Below are 17013 nucleotides of genomic sequence, written 5' to 3'. Positions count from 1 at the left end.
CTTCGGTGCAACAGGCAACCTCAGGCCCTGATCAACACCGGCCCCCGTGCGGCGAACCCCACGCCAACGTCCTGCCCCGGCACGAACGGCGCATCGACGTCGGGCGACACGGCAAAGACCTCGCCGAACTCGGTGCCGATCATGAACTCGAGGTCGGAGCCGACATAGGTCACCTTACCGAGCCTCCCGGGAATGGTGCTCGGCGCGCCCACCGCCCGGATCTGGATCCGGCTTGGCCGCACCGCCAGCTTCGCCGGCCCCGGCCGCATGCCGCGCGCGTCGAGCTGCGTTTCGAAACCGCCTAGCCGCACAGTGGCAAGCTCACCTTCTACCGAGGCGATATCGCAATCGAAGATGTTGGCCTCGCCGATGAAGTCGGCGACGAAGGCATCCGCCGGCGCGTCGTAGAGTTCGCGCGGCGTGCCGTCCTGGGCGATGACGGCATTGTTCATGACGATGATGCGGTCGGAGACGGCCAAGGCCTCCTCCTGGTCATGCGTGACGTAGACTACCGTCAGGCCGAGCTTGGTCTGGATGTCGCGGATTTCCTCGCGTACCCGGCGCCTGAGCTTGGCATCAAGATTGGACAGTGGCTCGTCGAACAGCAGCACCTGCGGCTCCAGCACAAGCGCCCGCGCCACGGCGACGCGCTGCTGCTGGCCGCCGGACAGCTCGCTCGGCAGACGGTTGCCATACCCCCCGAGGCCGACGAGTTCGAGCCCGGCGCGGGCACGATCGCCGATTTCCCGCTTGGCGAAGCCGGAGAATTTCAGCCCGTATTCGACGTTCTCATTGACCGTCATATGCGGAAACAGTGCATAGGACTGGAACACCATCGACACGTCGCGGTCGGTCGCCGGCAGATGCGTAACGTCGGTCCCGCCGATAAGGATTTGTCCGCGCGTCGCCATTTCCAGCCCCGCGATCATGCGCAAAGTCGTCGTCTTGCCGCAGCCGGACGGGCCGAGCAGCGTCACCAGTTTGCCTGCCTCGACAAACAAAGACACGTCGTTGACCGCCGGCGCCGGGCTCTTGCCGTAGACCTTGGTGACCGCGCGAAACTCCACCGAAGCGGCGTTGCTCTTGATCATCAGCTCCCTCCCGAAAATGCCGGTTGGCTCACATTGGTGCGCGACTGCGAGAGTTCATGGCCACGGCGACCGATGTTGCGGCGACCGACAAGCAGCTGCATCAGCCCGACCACCGCCAGCATGACGCCGATCAGCACCGCCGAATAGGCGATCGCGATACCGTACTCGTTGTTTTCGACACGGCCGACGATGTAGCTCGTCGACATGTCGTAGCGGGCGCTGACCAGGAAGATGATGGCGCTGATCGCCGTCATGGCGCGCACGAAGGAATAGACGAGTGCTGCGACGATCGCCGGCCGGAGCAGCGGCAGCACCACCTTGCGGAAGGTCTGCCACGAATTGGCGCCCAGCGTCAGCGATGACTCGTCCAGGCTCTTGTCGATCTGCGACATCGACGCCACCCCTGCCCGCACGCCGACCGGCATGTTGCGGAAGATGAAGGACAGAACGAGGATGATGCCGGTGCCGGTCAGCTCGATCGGCGGCACGTTGAAGGCGATGACATAGCTCACACCGATGACGGTGCCCGGAATGGCAAAGGACAGCATGGTGCCGAACTCGAAAGCGTTCTTGCCGGCAAAATTCTGCCGCACCAGAAGATAGGCGGTGAGCAGGCCGACGGCCGCCGTCAGCGGCGACGAGATCAAGGCGATCTGCAAAGTCGTCCAGAACGAGCTCCAGGCCGAGCCCTTCCAGTGGATGCCGAACTCGTTCCAGCCCACCGCGAATGCCTTCACATAATGGGCGAAGGTCAGGCTGTGATCGACGCCCCACAGCTTGACGAAGCTGCCGTAGAAGATGGTGGCGTAGACGAAGATGGTGAAGGCGACCCAGAAGCCAGCCGTGGCGTAGACGGCGCGCTTGAGGCCCGCGGGCAGCTGCGGATGAACGCCAGCATCGCCCTTTCCGGACATCGTCGTATACGACTTCTTGCCGAGCCAGAAACGCTGGGCGTAAAAGGCAAGCAGCGTGAAGACGAGCAGCACGATGGCGAGCACCGCTGCCTGCGCCTCGTCATTCTGCGCGCCGACGATGGCGAAGAAGATTTCCGTCGACAGCACGTCGAAATTGCCGCCCAGCACAAGCGGGTTGCCGAAGTCGGCCATGCTCTCGATGAAGCCGAGCAGGAAGGCATTGGCGAGGCCCGGTCGCATCAGCGGCAGCGACACCGTCCAGAAGGTCTGCCAGCGATTGGCGCGCAGCGTCTGTGCCGCCTCCTCCATTGACGGGCTGACGCCTTCGACGACGCCGATAAGCACCAGGAAGGCGATCGGTGTGAAGGCGAGCAGCTGCGCGATCAACAGGCCCGGCAGGCCATAGATCCAGCGCGTCGGCTGGATGCCAAACAGCTCCGAAAAGGTCTGCGTGACAGCACCGGATAGGCCGAAGAGCAGGATGATGGCGAGGCCGATGACGAAGGGCGGCGTGATGATCGGCAGCACCGTCAGTGCGCGCAGCAGCTTGCCATGGCGGAAGCCGGTGCGGGTCACCATCAGCGCAAAGACGAGGCCGAGCACCGTCGTCAGCACCCCGACGAGCACCGCGAGGAACAGCGAGTTCCAGGCGACGCCGCAGCGGCTGCCGCCGGCCAGGCAGTCGAGGCTCCAAAGCCGCGGACTGAACAGCTTTCCGAGGAAGGTGGTGACCGAATAGCCGCCGTCCTCGGTGACCAGCGCATTGGCCAGCATCTGCAGAATCGGCATGAAGATGAAAAGGCCGACCGCCGCCACCACGAAAGCGATTGTCGAGACGACGAAGACGTCGCCGCCGACGGCGCCGCGCGCGGCAAGACCGACGGAAAACAGGAACAGGAAGGCGAGGCCGACCAGCAGCGCGCCATAACCCATGCCGAACTGGCGATCGCCAAGCTCGCCGAACAGTCCTTCGAGCCAGCCGAACTGCCAGCCCCGCAAGCCGATGGCGAAACCCTGGAACAGCAGCCAGGCAAAACCCGCGGCACCGACCGCAACCAGCAGCTTGCCGAAGATCGGATCGGATTTCGTCCGCCCCCACAAGAACAGCGGCGCGGCCAGGAGCAGACCGAGCGGCGCCAGCCACAGCTTCTCACCCTTGAGGTTGAGGATCAGCACCGGTGCGAACTCGCTGTCGAGCGGATAACCCTCGAACAGCCAGGAAAAGCCGAAGAACCCGTCTTCGACGCCATACCAGGGCAGCACGGCAAAGCCGAGCAATCCGACCACCGTCCAGAGGACGACGGTCGGATGCAGGCGGCCGCTTACGTCGCGGGAGCGCATGGATTATTGCGGCAGCGAGGAGACCTCCATGTCCCATTTGCCAAGCAGCCGCTTGCGCTCCTCGCTGGAGCCGTACTTCTTGAAGTCGTAGTCGATCAGCTTGATCGTCGAGAGATCAGGCGTCAGCTCGGAGACGGTCGCCGCCTTGTTCGACGGCAGCTGGAACGACTTCACGTCCTTGGCCTTGCCCTGCATGTCGGCGGACAGCGCCCAGTCGTAGAACTTCTTGGCCGCCTCAGCATTGCGCGCGCCCTTGATGATCGACATCGAGCCGATCTCGTAGCCGGTGCCCTCGCAGGGGGCGACCGTCACGATCGGGAAGCCAGCGGCCGTCTGCGCCACCGCATCATGCATGAACACGATGCCGACGGTGGTCTCGCCGAGGCCGGCGGCCTTGATCGGCGCCGAGCCCGACTTGGTGTACTGGTTGACGTTCTTGTGCAGGGCTTTCATAAACTCGAAGCCCTTATCCTCGCCCATCAGCTGCACCATCGTCGCCAGCGTCGTGTAGGCGGTGCCCGACGAATTCGGGTTGGCGATCTGGATCTGGCCCTTGAATTCGGGCTTGGTCAGATCGGCCCAGCACTTCGGCTCAGGCAAGCCGTTCTTGGCGAGCAAGTCCTTGTTGTAACCGAAGCCAAGCGCGCCAGAGTAGACGCCGATCGTCTTGTTGCCGGCCGCCTCGGCCTGCTTGATCGCCCAGTCGTGCAACTCGCCGCGCATCGGCGAGACATATTCCTCGGTCAGGTTTTCCTCGGCTGCCTGCAGATGCGGGTCGCCGGTGCCGCCCCACCACACGTCGCCCTTGGGGTTGCTCGCTTCGGCGCGCACCTGGGCATAGGTCTCGCCCGAGCTCTTGCGGGTCATATCGACGGTGATGCCGGTCTTTTCCTCGAAGCCGGTCTTGATCTGCTGGCACCAGGCCTCGTCGGCGCTGCAATAGAGCGTCAGGCTTTCAGCATGCGCCGACGCGCCGCCGGCCATCATCAACCCGGCCAGCGCGGCCGAACGCAAAAGGGCAGTTTTCATATCTCGATTCCCTCCACACAATTATTCGCCGTCTAACGATCTGTTGTCGCTTTGGTCACTTGCAGAGTGAGTGCTTTTTGCGCATTTTGCAATCGTGTTCATTGCACTATCTTGAGCGTCATGAACCCTAACGGGCCGAGGCGATACAATCGAAGCCGACAGTGCTTCATACCGACAAAGGAATGAACGGGCGAAAATGCCGAAGGACAAGAAGACCATCCGCAAGGCGAGCAAGGGCGAGCGCATTGCCCAGGTCGCTGCTATCCCGTTCCGCGTGAACGAGGGCGGCGAGCTTCAGGTCATGCTTGTGACGTCGCGCGGCACGCGCCGTTTCATCGTCCCCAAAGGCTGGCCGATGAAGGGCAAGAGCGGGCGCCAGGCCGCGCTGATCGAGGCGCGCGAAGAGGCCGGCGTGCGCGGCAAAGCCCTGAAAAAGCCCGCTGGCAGCTATTGCTACTGGAAGCGGCTGTCGACCAGCTTCGTCCACGTCGTGGTCACGGCCTATCTTATCGAGGTGACCGAGGAACTTGAAGCCTGGCAGGAAGCGGGTGCCCGCCAACGCGCCTGGCTGACGCCAACCGACGCGGCCGTGCTCATCGACGAGCCCGAGCTGTCGACCCTGATCCGCAATCTCACGCTCGCCGATCTCCTCCAGCCCGAGCCCGTCGCTGCCTGACAGCGGGCGGCGGGATTTCGGCTCGCCGACATTGCAAGATTCCGGGCTCCAGGATTGCAGACTGCCCGATCCGATTGTATCAGGGGATCAGTCCTTGCACATTTGTGCAAGCAGCCCAATGCGGTCGACGACCGACCCAAACTGGAGCCGCCGATGTCCGAACTCAAGCCGGGCAGGTCATTCGTAAGCGCACAGCAGGTCGCCGAATTGGCCGGCGTTTCACGCTCGGCCGTGTCCCGCACCTTCACCGACGGCGCCAGCGTCTCCGAAACCACGCGCAAGAAGGTGCTCGAGGCCGCCGAAACGCTCGGCTACCACGTCAATCACCTCGCCCGCAGCCTGATCCATGAGGACAGCGGCATCGTCTGCCTCATCGGCGCCGACATCAACACGCCCTACCATTCGCGCCTGATCGACGCGATCACCCGGCGCCTGCAGGCGATCAACCGCGTCGCCATGGTCATCAACACCTCTGGCGACACAGACAGCGTCGAAGCAGCGCTGCGCCAGACGCTGAACTACCGCGCCAACGCGACGGTCGTCCTGTCGGGCACGCCCCCGACATCGTTGATCAACACCTGCCTCAACAGCGGCCAACATGTCATCCTGATCAACCGCGACGATCATCTCGACGGGCCGGAAAACATCAGCGTCGACAATGCGGCGGCCGCCCGCGAGGCCTTCCACATGCTGCACCGTGCCGGCAGCCGGCGCATTGCTGTGGTGTCGTCGCAGGCCGGAACGCCGAGCCTGGTGGCGCGCGAGCGCGCCTTCGAGACGGCCGCTGGTGAAGCGGGGCTGGATGTTACCATCACGCGCGCCGGCCCCACCGGCTACGGCGCAGGTTTCGAGGCCGGACGACTTCTGCTCAGCGGCTCGCACCGGCCGGACGCCGCCTTCTGCGTCACCGACCTTTTGGCCTGCGGTTTCATGGATGCGGCACGCGTCGAGTTCGGCATGAATGTGCCGGAGGAACTCTGCGTCGTCGGTTTCGACGACATCGAGCAGGCAGGCTGGGCGTCATACCAGCTGACCACCTTCCGCCAACCGATCGTGCAGGTGGCCGATCACATCACCATGCTGCTCGACGGCGAGGATCCGCTGCGCCAGCGTGGCGGCAGCGTCAGCTTTCACGCCGACCCGGTCTGGCGCCGGACCGTACGGCCCAAATGATCCCTTGGCATCACCTCGCCAGTGGCGAGGTCGACGGAAAAGTCGCGTGACGGGGCACTGGCCAGCCAGTCGCTCAGCATCCGCATGAACGATGCCAGCCTGTCCTGAAGGCTTCCCGCCGGCCAGGCGCCGGCGGCGAAACGCGCGGCGAGATGACGATAGACCGCGATGCGCGCGGGCTCGATGAAGTCGAGCGCCAGCTCGCGGCCCTTGCGCAGCCTGTACCAGTCGACGATCATCTCAAAGAACGGCAAGTCCTGCAGCTTCGTCGGTCCGGTTCTGGACACCGAAGCAACGACCGAGGGTAGATCTTTCGGAGTCAGCGGCGCCACGGTCCCCGCCAGCATCTCCAGGTCGCCGAGGCAAAGCTGCGGCACGAGCGCAGCCAGGTCCTGCGGCCACTCCTTGGGCAGGTAACGATGCCTGACCATCTCGGCGAGATGCCGGCAGAGGAAATCGGCATGGCCGGTCGCTTCGGTCACGGCAGCCGACGTTCCCTCCTGCTCCGCCTCTACACGATAGAGGGCAAAGGCAGTGTCATATGACGGCACGTCGCTGACGACCACCGTCTCGACCTCAAGTCTTTCGCCGGATATCTCCACGACCTTGTAGGCCGGTGGAAAGCCGACCATCGACGGCACGGCGATGTTGACCAGCCAGTCGTCGCCGTCGCGGAAGACGGCGGTGTCGTTGATGTGCAGGTGGCCGCTGAAATGCACGTTGATGCCTGTGGCAGCTGCCGCCTTCGACACCTCCGCCCGCGGCGTGCGGCGCAGGAAACTGGTGTCGTTGAGCAGCCTCGCCTCGTCCGCCCAGGTACCGTTGAGCGGGTCGATAACAGGGTAGTGCGAGAAGGCGACCAGCCGTTTGCCCAACGCTTCGGCGCGCGCAGCAACGTCCTTCATCCAGTCGAGGACAAAACCTTTGTTGCGCGGCATCGCGTTCCAGCCGGCGTCCGTGCTGTCGTGGTAGCTCTTCTCCAGCGTCGGATCGAGGTCGCCGTTCTTCGGCTCGAAGACATTGGCGTCAATGGACAAGAGCCACAGCCCCTCGACCGGTTCGACGAGGAACGAGGCGTCAATCATCCGCCGCATCGTCTGCCCATCCCCGGACACGATCTCGAAGGTCCGCGCCTCCAGCCTGTCGTCGGTGCCGAACGGGCATTCCCAATGAAGGTCGCCGTCGCGCCTGAAGAAGCCGAGATCACCCAGTGCCGGGATAGCTGCGCCATACCCGCCGCAATACATGTCGTCCGAGACGATGCGCTCGACCGAGCCGCCCTGCTCCGCCAAGGGATCGCTCGTCACCAGCATGTGCGATCCGTCCGGGTTGAGGAAGCGCTTGCTCTGGTGGCGGCCGTGGATCGCATAGAGATCGTGATTGCCGGGCGTCGCCACGAAGCGCAGGCCGAAGCGCCTGGAATACTCGGCAAGCAGCGCCGTCGCCGCGGCCATCGTCGACTGCTGGCCGTCATCGGTCAGGTCGCCGGCGATGATGACAAGCGAGATGCCGCGCCTGACTATGTCGTCGAGCAGTGCGTGCGTGGCATGGAAGCTTTCGTTGAACACCCGCGTCGAGGCATTGGTGTCGGCAAGCGTCCGCAACGCCACCCTGTCCCCACGCCCCACGCTCTGGCGATTGTCGATGTCGTGGAAATGCGGGTCGGCGATGACGGCAATCTTCATGTCAGTCTCACAGCAAAACGAGCGCGCCGTCAGTCCTTGGAGGCCAGGGCCGGCGCAGGAAAGCCCTTGTCAATCATGGCGATCCATTGCGCTGCCTTGCGTGCGGCCTCGACCAGCATCGGCTTGGGCGCTTCATGCCATTCGTCGCGGCGCAAATCACGCCGGGTGCGCACATGGTCGAGCGCTGCATCCAGCGTCGGGAACTTGGTCGGCATCTCGACATGCAGGAACAGCGCCACCAGCGACACCGAGCGGCTGCGGCCGCCACGGCAGTTGACCAGCACATTGCCCTTTTCGCGACGCTTGTAGGTGGCCTTGTCAGGCAGCACCTGGCTCAGCGCTCCGCGCAGCAGGTAGAAGCCCGACAACATCATGGTCTCGGGATTGCCGTGGCCGTCGATCAGGCCGAGCTTGTAGTAGCGCACGGCGCCGATGCCGTAGATCGCGTCAGCCGCCTCCCCTTCGCCGAACGGCTCGGTGGCGTAGTTGAAGTCGAGATTGACGGCGCAGTTCACCACCGTGGTGATGTTCTTTTCCCTGAGCAGTTCGAGGTCGCCCGCGCCGTCCATACCGCCGACATAGATGTCGATGCCGTAGCCGGCGATGTCACGCTCGATCAGGCTGAGCGCCGGGCGCTCATATCGCGGGCTGTTGCTGTCCATCTGGCGGCCTTGACGCTTGAGGGTATCTGGGACTCTCACTTGCCGGCCTCGAGCGCGATGCCTGTCGCCTCGCTCATGCCGAGCGCCACGCCGGGCGCCGCAGCCAGAACGGCCCCGCCCTCGGTCAAGCCGCCGACCGAAAGGAACGGCGCGACGACGCCTCCGGCCTCCCTGACCATCAGCAGCCCCGCCAGGCAATCCCAGGCATGCATGTGGAGCTCGGCATAGGCATCCGAGCGGCCATCGGCGACATAGGCGAGCCCCAACGCGCCCGAGGCGCCGCGACGGACGTTGGCGCCGCGCTTGAGGATATTGGAGAGCACGTCGAGATAACGCGTGTTGGTCTTGCGATTCGACCAGCCGAACTCGACGCAGGCAGCATCGAAATCGCGCGTCTTGGCAACTGACAACGGCTTGCCATTGCGGGTGCCACCATGTCCGCGGCGGGCGAAATACAACTCGTCCAACACCGGGTTGTAGATCGCGCCGATCTCGGTCTCGCCATTGCTGACGAACGCGATCGAAATGCAGAAATGCGGAATGTCGCGGGCGAAATTCGCCGTGCCGTCGATCGGGTCGACGACCCAGATGTCCGCCTTGATCGCCCCGCCGCCTTCCTCGCCGAGGAAACCGTCCTCGGGGAATTCTTCGGCGATACGCGCCTTGAGGTGCCGCTCCACAGCCGCGTCCGTCTCGGTCAGGAAATCCTGCGGCCCCTTCATGTCGAAACCGGCCACGCGATTGGTGAACCCGTCGAGCGCCACCGCGCCCGCCGAACGCGCAATGTCGCGGCAGAATGCTGCACGCCGGTCGAGGCCGGTTTCTGCAGTGGTGGCTGTTGCGTGAACCGTCATTTCTATGCCGCCTGTGGTGTGGTTGACGTCAGATTGCACAGCTGTGCAAAATCGTCAACGCATTAAGTTGGATAATATTTCTGCAGTCGACAGAAGCGCAGAAAGCCCGTGATCTGACATCGATGCACACGCGTTCCAACGATCATGCGGCGTCTCGCGCACGGGCTGCATCGCGTTCGTCGGAGATGCGCCGCGCCACCCGCATCAACGTCGGATAGTCGGCACCTTCACCGAGTGCGACATAACCGGGACACATGAAGGCGGGCACGCCGGCATCGACCTTGCCAAGGGTCAGCGGGTGATAGCTGCCGCCGGCCTGTGTGAGGATCAGCACCGCTGCCGCCACGTCCCAGGGATTGGAGCCGAAGCCGGCTGACGCATCGACCCAGCCGGCAGCGACATGGCAGAGGCTGAGCGCGCCGCTGCCCGGCCGCCGCAACGTCGAAAACGTCTCGACCAGTTCGGCGAAATTGGCCAGCGTCTGCTCTTGCCCGTCGCGCCGGAAGTCGCGCGCCACGGGATAGCCCGTGATCAGCGTCGCATGTCGCTCGTCAGATATGGCGCACGAGCGCAGTGGCTCGCCATTCAGCCAGGCGCCAGTCAGATCGGCTGAAAACAGCTTGTCGGCGACGGGGTCATAAACCGCGCCGGCAACGACCTGCCCTTCGATCGCCACGCCGACCGACACACACCAGAAGGCAAAGCCACGGGCGAAGTTGGAGGTGCCGTCGATCGGATCGACATACCAGCGCACCCGGCCGGCACCGCTTTCGCCGGCCTCCTCGCCTATCACCACGGAACCGGGCACCTCGGCCAGGATGAAGGCGCGGATCGCCACTTCCGCTTCCTTGTCGTATTGGGTCACCACGTCATGCAGATCGACCTTGTAGTCGACCGCCATGTTGGAGCGAAATGCCGCCAGCAGCGGGGCGCGCATCAGCTGCGCCGCCTGTTCGGCAACCGTCCGCAGGCGCTTCGACTCTTCGATGCTCGTCATGCCGCGATCCCGCGCCCGGCTTCGCGGAACAGGCCGAGCAGCCCGACAGGATCCGCCACGATGGCATCCGGCTTGAGCTTGAGGTCATAAGGCAGGTCGTATGTACCTTTGGCTTCCATCAGGATGTTGCCGCCGATGCCGGCGCGTTTGCCGCACAGCACGTCGCGGTCGAAATTGTCGCCGACATACCAGGCCTCGCCTGCTTCGACACCGAGCGCCCGCGTCGCCAGCCAGATCATCTCCGGATTGGGCTTGCGCAGCTTGACCTCGTCGCTGTGGACGATGGCGGCGAAGCGCGCGGTGAGGCCATGCGCGTCGAGGAAATCGATATGCACTTGGCCGCACAGCGCGTTGCTGACGATGCCGACCGGCACGCCTGCGCCATCTGCCGCGTCGAGCAGGTCGAGCATACCGGTGCGCAAGACACGCTCGCTCTTCCAGTTGCCCATCTTGCGGCAGAGGTCGTAGGCCTCGGCCACGACGATATCCCGCGCCTGCTGCGGCCAGTCGCCGGCGACGAAGTCGCCCCAGAATTCCTCGTGGCGCAGCTCGCGCGGCGCAAGTGGTCGCGACATCGCATCCTTCCAGTGCGAGTCGGCGATGCCGCCGGCCTTGATGTCGGCGGTGATCTGCTCGACCGAAAGTGCCGACGCCTGCGCGCCGGCCTGGACGAGCAGGCCATGCACATGCAAGGCCAGCCGCTCCCGCCAGCCGGGCAGGTGCGTCGTCGATACGATCACGCCGCCAAAGTCGAGCAGCAATGCCCTGGGTGGCGCGAGTTTTCGCCCCGAATTGTCAGACATCATCACGTCTCCAGTTGTTCCCGATGAAAGCGGAAAAAAGCGGGACGGAGCCGAAGGAGAAGGGCCCCGTCCCTAGCCCACCGGGAAACTATTTCTTGTAGGCGACGCGCCAGAGGTCCTGCCAATCCTGGCGCGCGTCCCAATCTTCGAGTGCGGTCGAGGCGTCGTATTGCTGCAGCTTGTCCAGCACCTTGCCGATGCCCGACGGCTCGTTGGCAGGCAGGCCGATGTCGGGGTTGGTCGGCAGCTTGCCGTCCTTCACCTGCGGCGCGATGCCCTCCGCGGTCAGGATGTAGTGGATGAACAGCTTGGCCGCGTTCGGGCTCTTGGTGCCGGTGGCGATCAGTCCGAGCTTGACATAGGTCCAGCCCGGCCAGGGATCGAGCCCTTCGCAGAGCCCGAGCTTGAAACCCTTGTCGGCATTGTCGCGGAACTTGGCCGAGCTCATCAGCCCAAAGAACGGTTCCTTCTGGCCGGGCGCGCCGACAGCTTCGGAGATCGCGTCGTCGGCATCCGCAAGCAGCGGCGAATTGCCGGCAAAGCCCTTGACCCAGGCAGCCGTCGCACTGTCTTCGCCGACCTCGATATCCTTGCCGAAATGCGCCTTGTAGGCAGCCTTCATCTTGTCGTCGTCATGCGTCGCAGTCTGGTTGAACCAGTCGGGATAGGTGCCCTTCGACAGCGGATCGTAGAAGGCGACCTTGCCTTTCCACGTGGGATCGGTGAGCTCCCAGATGTTCTTCACCGGGCAGGCATCGTAGGCCTCGGTGTTGTAGGCCCAGACAGCGGCATTGGTGGTGATCGCCAGCGGGTTCTGGAACTTGACCGGGATCTTGTCGGCCATGTCAGGCGGCAGGTAGCTCTCGACAAATTTCTGCGGCAGCAACTGCGCCAGGCCGGCCGGCGCGTCGGTAATCAGCACCACGTCGCCCTTGACGTTCTTGGCCTGGCCCTCGCGCACGATCATCTCGAGCTGCGCGCTCGCCGACACCTTGATGCCGGTTGCCTTCACGCCGTATTTGGCGGTGAAGTTCTCGGCCATTTCGACGATCTTGCCGGTGCTGTCATAGATGTTGATCGGCGCTTCCTTCTTCGCCGCCTCGACCAGCGCGTTGAGGTCAAAGGTTTCCGCGCGCGCCGGAGCCGACGCCATCACCATGGCCGTCATCAGCCCGGCCAGCGCCGTCGTTGCCAGTGCAACTTTCCTGCTCGTTCCAAATGCCGGTTTCATCGTTTCCTCCCCAAAAATCCGGCTGAAACGCGCCCGGCGTCAGTGCCGGGCGCGACAATCGCAAGCGCTATTTCTTGTAGTTGATGCGCCAGAGGTCCTGCCAATCCTGGCGCGCGTCCCAGTCACTCTGGGCCGACGCCGAGTCGTAGGGGAAGATCTGGTCCAGCACCTTGCCGATGCCAGAGGGTTCGTCGTCGGTCAGCTTGGCGTCGCTGTTGGTCGACATCTTGCCGTCGGCCGCCTGCGGGGCGATGCCCTCCTCGGTCATCAGATAGTGGATGAACAGCCTGGATGCGTTCGGGCTGTCGGTGCCCTTGGCGATGAAGCCGAGGCTCGGATACATCCAACCGGCAAAGGGCTTCAAATCCTTGCACAGGCCAAGCTTGGAGCCGACGTCCTGGTTGTTACGGAACTTGGCCGAGCTGATCAGGCCGATGAACTGCTCCTTCTGGTCGGGAGCGCCGACCGCCTGGGCAGCTGCCTCGTCGGCATCGGTGAGCAACGGGCCGTTGGCGGCGAGCGCCTTGACCCAGGCGCCGGTAGCGCCGTCCTCACCCGCTTCGAGATCCTTGCCGTAATACTCCTTGTAGGCGGCAGCCACCTTGTCATCGGCGTTGGTCGCCATCTGGTTGAACCAGTCGACATAGGACGCCTTGTTGAGCGGGTCCTGCATGGCGAGTTTGCCTTTCCACTTGGCCTCCGTCAGCTCCCAGATATTCTTGACCGGGCAGCTTTCGTTGAGCTGGGTGTTGTAGGCAAAGACGTTGGCCTCGTTGGAGACGGTCAGCGGGTTCTGGTACTGCGCCGGGATCTTGGCGGCGAGATCCGGCGGCAGCCAGCTCTCGACGAAGCCCTGCGGCACCAGCTGCGCCACGCCGGCGGGCACGTCGCTGATCTGGATGACGTCGCCCTGCACGTTCTTGGCCTGGCCCTCGCGGATCACCATTTCCAGCTGCGCCGCGGCATTGGCCTTGGTGCCGGTCGCCTGCACGCCGTACTTCTTGGTGAAGGCCTCGGCCTGCTTCACGATCTTGCCGGTGCTCGAATAGACATTGATCGGCGGTTCCTTCTTCGCCGCCTCGACCAGCGCGTTGAGGTCGAATTCCTCGGCCTGTGTCGCGCCGGCAAACGATCCGACAGCGGCAGCCAGTGCCGTCGCCGCCAGGAGCCGTTTCACACTGAAATCCCTGCTCATTCTCTCCTCCCTTGTCAGGCCGGCGCCATGCCGGCCGTGTCGTTCCCGATGGTCCTGCTTGCTTCGCCCCGGGGCAGTCCTCCACCGCCCGAAGGGAATTCTCCTCAATGCAGCTTCGCCGGCCGCATCAGCCTGTCGGCCACTTCCATGCGCTGGCCTGCCTTGTCGAAGACATGCAGCGCCTTTGATTTGGCCCACCAGGTCACGGCCTCGCCGACCTCGACCTCCGGCGACTGGTGCGTGGTCATGAACAGCTTCTCGCCGCCAGCGGTGAGCTCGATGATCCAGCTGCCGCCGGTGGGCAGGATGCCGGTCACCTCGGCCTGGCCGGCAACGGCGCCGTCGGCCACGCCGCGCTCGGCATCAGCCAGCCGGATCGCCTCCGGTCGGATGCCGATCGAGCCCGCGTCGCGCAACTCAGCGAAACGTGCGCCGAGATAGGCATTGGCGAGCTGCGACACCTCCGATTTTCCATCACCCAGCTCGACGATGTTGATCGGCGGATTGCCGACGAACTGCGCCACGAAGCGGTTGGCCGGCCGCTCGTAGATGTCGTTGGGCGTCCCGACCTGCTGCAACTCACCCTCGCTCATCACCGCGATGGTGGTGGCCAGCGTCATTGCCTCCCACTGGTCGTGGGTGACAAACACGATGGTGGTCTTGAACTCGCGGTGCAGCCGCTTGAGCTCGGCCCGCATCTCAAGACGAAGAGCGGCATCAAGGTTGGACAGCGGCTCGTCGAGCAAGAGCACCTCCGGATTGACCGCCAGCATGCGGGCCAGCGCCACGCGCTGCTGCTGGCCGCCAGACAGTTGCGAGGGATAGCGATCTCGATACTTCTCGATGCCAAGCGTCTTCATCACCTGGTCGACGCGCTGCTCGCGCTCGGCCTTGGGCATTTTGCGCAGGCGCAGGCCGAAGTCGGTGTTGCGCTCGATGGTCAGATGCGGCCACAGCGCGTAGCTCTGGAACACCAACCCCATCTCGCGCTTTTCCGGCGGCACGAACACGCCATCGACGACCGAATCGACGACACGCTGGCCGACGCGGATCTCGCCCGCCGTCAGATGCTCCAGCCCGGCGATCATGCGCAATGTCGTGGTCTTGCCGCAGCCGGATGGGCCCAACAGGCACATGAACTCGCCATCGCCGATTTCGAGATCGAGATCGGCCACTGCGTTGGCCGAGTTGCCGCCGTAGTTCTTCTCGACGCCGCTCAGGTTGATCTTCGGCATGTCAGTTCCCCAGTCCTTGCGCGAGATTGGTCTTGGTCAGCTTCTGGCCGAGCAGCGCGCCGAAATAGGCGAGGCCGGCGATGATCAGCACGACGGCGTTGGCGGCCTGCGTGTAGTGGTAGTCGACGAGCCGGAGCGAATAGGTGGTCAGCACGTCGGTCGAAGGAACCGCCAGCACGACGAACAGGCTGAGGCCCTTGATGCCCGAGATGAAGGGCAACAGGATGCCCGTCGTCAGCGACCCCTTCTGAATCGGGATGACGATCGAGATCATGCGGCGGAACCAGCCGGCGCCGGCGATCTGAGCCGCCTCTTCCGGATCCTTTCCGAGCTGTGTCATGGCGGCGATGCCGGCGCGCGAGGCATAGGGCATCTGGTCGGCGATCAGCGCCAGCATCAGGATCAGCGTCGTGCCGTAGAGTGCCGGGATCGGCCCGCGCGGCACGGCAAACAGCGACAGATAGGCAGCTGCAAAGGCGATGCCGGGCACCAGATAAGGCAGGAACGTCACCTGGCGCAGGAAGGTGCCGAGCGGCTTCACCGGAGTACGCGCCACCACATAACCGACCAGCAGCCCGAGGATACCTGAGGTGATCGAGGCGACACCGACGATGCGCAAGCTGTTCCAGGCTGCGTTCCAAAGATCCGGGCTGAGCAGGATGCCGGTCTGCAGCGCCACCGTGTTGAGGTTGGTGCCGATCCAGTAGTCGAGCGTGAAATTGTCGAGGTTGAACTGGCCGGGCACCCGCATAACAGTCGACAGGAACAGCGTGCCGATGGGCAGGCCGACGCTGAGCAGGAACATCAGCGCGGCAAAGCCGGTCGCCGGCAGCCTGAGGATGCCGAGCGGGCTCAGCCGGTTCATCGAGCCTTTCGAGCCGATGGTGACGAAGCGGCGCGCCTCGCGCATCAGCCGGGCATCGATGGTGATGGTGATGATGCCGATCAGCATGATGGCGCCTGCCAGCACCGCTCCCACGCCGACCTGGCGCGACGAGATGTTCTGGTAGAGCGAGGTCGCCAGGACGTCGAAATTGACCGGCAGGCCGAGCACGTAGGGCACACCGAACTCGCCGAGGCATTTGGCGAAGATCAGCACCATCGCCGACATCAGCGATGGGCGCATCAGCGGCATGATGATCTTGCGGGCCACCGTCAGCCTGCCGGCGCCTAGAATCCGGGCCGAGTCCTCGAGTTGCGAGTCGAAGCGGCGCAGCGCGTTGCCGAACAAAAGGATGACGAAGGGCGAGTAGTGCAGCGCCAGGATGATTGTCACCGGCAACTGGCCGTAGGACAGCCAGTCGGGCGGCGAAAAACCGATCGATTCCAGCCAGCCGGGCTGTCCGCCGACGGTTCGGTTCTTGAACAGGGTCGTCCAGGCCAGTGCGAAGGTCCAGGCCGGTAGCATGTAGGGCACGATGAGGGCGGTGGCGAACCAGCGGCGGCCGAACATGTCGGTGCGGCTGAGCAGCCAGGCAAGCGTGCCGCCGACAAGCATCGACAGCGTGATAGCGCCGGCCGCCACGCTCAGCGTGTTGACCAGCGGCTCCCAGAACAGGTCGTGCGAGATGCGCGAGAGAAAGACGCGGTCGATGTAGTACCAGGTCAGTTCGCCGACATCCTGCTTGATGCGGCGTTCGTCGCCGAACTGCACCCGCATCGCATCCGACAGCATCGAGATGATCGGCACCACGATGAGATAGGCAAACAGTGCCGCGGCGAGCACGCCGATGATCGTCGTCGGCTCGCGCAGCGCCACCTTGGTCCGGTAGCGCAGGCGCTGTGAGCGGGTCGGCGACTTCAGGGTAGCCACAGTCCCGTGGGTTACGGTCGCCGGCTTCACCACCGTCTGGACAGAACTCTGCGATTGGCCGCTCACGAGGTCACGCCCCGCCGGCAGATTCCGTCATGGCTGCTGCACACGTCACCGGGGACGACCCGGCGCAGATGCACTGCATGGCTTGCATGCGATGGCATGAGCATGAATTCTCCTCCGTTGGGCGCCTCGAAGCGGACCTTGCGCCCCGCAGCTTGAGCCGCCCGGACACACCTCACCCGTCCTGCTTCCGACACCACCGCCGCCTCCCGGCGGTGCGGCACATTCCCGTGCCTGTTGGCATATTCATT

General features: G+C 64.3%; 14 protein-coding genes. 2 read left to right on the top strand and 12 right to left on the bottom strand.

Annotated features, from left to right (window positions below; translation table 11 throughout):
• Positions 1–20: 20 nt before the first annotated feature.
• From HNQ95_RS07660 to HNQ95_RS07650, 3 genes are read right to left on the bottom strand one after another with little or no spacing between them, the layout of a single operon-like run.
• Complete coding sequence (locus HNQ95_RS07660) at positions 21–1091, bottom strand: ABC transporter ATP-binding protein (RefSeq protein ID WP_182573795.1); 1071 nt, start codon at positions 1089–1091, stop codon at positions 21–23.
• Positions 1091–3346 carry an ABC transporter permease gene (locus HNQ95_RS07655; protein WP_154385656.1) on the bottom strand — a complete coding sequence of 752 codons (2256 nt, stop codon included), beginning with the start codon at positions 3344–3346 and terminating at the stop codon, positions 1091–1093. Before HNQ95_RS07655 ends, HNQ95_RS07660 begins: the two co-directional genes overlap by 1 nt.
• A gap of 3 nt (positions 3347–3349) precedes the next feature.
• Complete coding sequence (locus tag HNQ95_RS07650) at positions 3350–4375, bottom strand: ABC transporter substrate-binding protein (protein ID WP_182573794.1); 1026 nt, start codon at positions 4373–4375, stop codon at positions 3350–3352.
• A 196-nt stretch (positions 4376–4571) separates the two neighbouring features.
• Between HNQ95_RS07650 and HNQ95_RS07645 the strand changes: the two genes are divergently transcribed.
• Both HNQ95_RS07645 and HNQ95_RS07640 read left to right on the top strand, forming a co-directional pair.
• Complete coding sequence (locus HNQ95_RS07645) at positions 4572–5051, top strand: NUDIX hydrolase (protein WP_154385658.1); 480 nt, start codon at positions 4572–4574, stop codon at positions 5049–5051.
• Positions 5052–5204: 153 nt separating this feature from the next.
• Positions 5205–6224, top strand: coding sequence for a LacI family DNA-binding transcriptional regulator (locus tag HNQ95_RS07640; protein ID WP_182573793.1), 1020 nt, complete (start codon positions 5205–5207; stop codon positions 6222–6224).
• Here the strand turns inward: HNQ95_RS07640 and HNQ95_RS07635 are convergent.
• From HNQ95_RS07635 to HNQ95_RS07595, 9 genes are all read right to left on the bottom strand, one after another.
• On the bottom strand, positions 6182–7909 hold the full coding sequence (locus HNQ95_RS07635) for a metallophosphoesterase family protein (protein WP_182573792.1): 1728 nt from the start codon (positions 7907–7909) through the stop codon (positions 6182–6184). The genes HNQ95_RS07640 and HNQ95_RS07635 overlap by 43 nt on opposite strands.
• A gap of 29 nt (positions 7910–7938) precedes the next feature.
• Positions 7939–8571, bottom strand: a complete 633-nt coding sequence (locus tag HNQ95_RS07630; RefSeq protein ID WP_182573791.1) for a dual specificity protein phosphatase family protein — start codon at positions 8569–8571, stop codon at positions 7939–7941.
• Positions 8572–8606: 35 nt separating this feature from the next.
• Entirely contained in the window at positions 8607–9425 is an 819-nt protein-coding gene (locus HNQ95_RS07625) for an inositol monophosphatase family protein (protein ID WP_182573790.1), read from the bottom strand.
• A 142-nt stretch (positions 9426–9567) separates the two neighbouring features.
• On the bottom strand, positions 9568–10422 hold the full coding sequence (locus HNQ95_RS07620) for an inositol monophosphatase family protein (RefSeq protein WP_182573789.1): 855 nt from the start codon (positions 10420–10422) through the stop codon (positions 9568–9570).
• On the bottom strand, positions 10419–11225 hold the full coding sequence (locus HNQ95_RS07615; protein ID WP_182573819.1) for an HAD family hydrolase: 807 nt from the start codon (positions 11223–11225) through the stop codon (positions 10419–10421). Before HNQ95_RS07615 ends, HNQ95_RS07620 begins: the two co-directional genes overlap by 4 nt.
• Positions 11226–11313: 88 nt before the next feature.
• Positions 11314–12456 (bottom strand): ABC transporter substrate-binding protein, encoded by a 1143-nt coding sequence (locus HNQ95_RS07610; RefSeq protein WP_182573788.1) that lies wholly within the window; start codon positions 12454–12456, stop codon positions 11314–11316.
• A gap of 67 nt (positions 12457–12523) precedes the next feature.
• Entirely contained in the window at positions 12524–13651 is a 1128-nt protein-coding gene (locus HNQ95_RS07605) for an ABC transporter substrate-binding protein (protein ID WP_182573787.1), read from the bottom strand.
• Positions 13652–13755: 104 nt separating this feature from the next.
• Entirely contained in the window at positions 13756–14886 is a 1131-nt protein-coding gene (locus tag HNQ95_RS07600; RefSeq protein WP_067957374.1) for an ABC transporter ATP-binding protein, read from the bottom strand.
• Between the two features lies 1 nt (position 14887).
• Positions 14888–16729 (bottom strand): ABC transporter permease, encoded by a 1842-nt coding sequence (locus HNQ95_RS07595; protein WP_371746554.1) that lies wholly within the window; start codon positions 16727–16729, stop codon positions 14888–14890.
• Positions 16730–17013: the final 284 nt, after the last annotated feature.

Source organism: Aminobacter ciceronei (assembly GCF_014138625.1).
Taxonomy (GTDB): Bacteria; Pseudomonadota; Alphaproteobacteria; order Rhizobiales; family Rhizobiaceae; genus Aminobacter; species Aminobacter ciceronei.
This window is presented reverse-complemented; position numbering and strand designations above follow the sequence as displayed.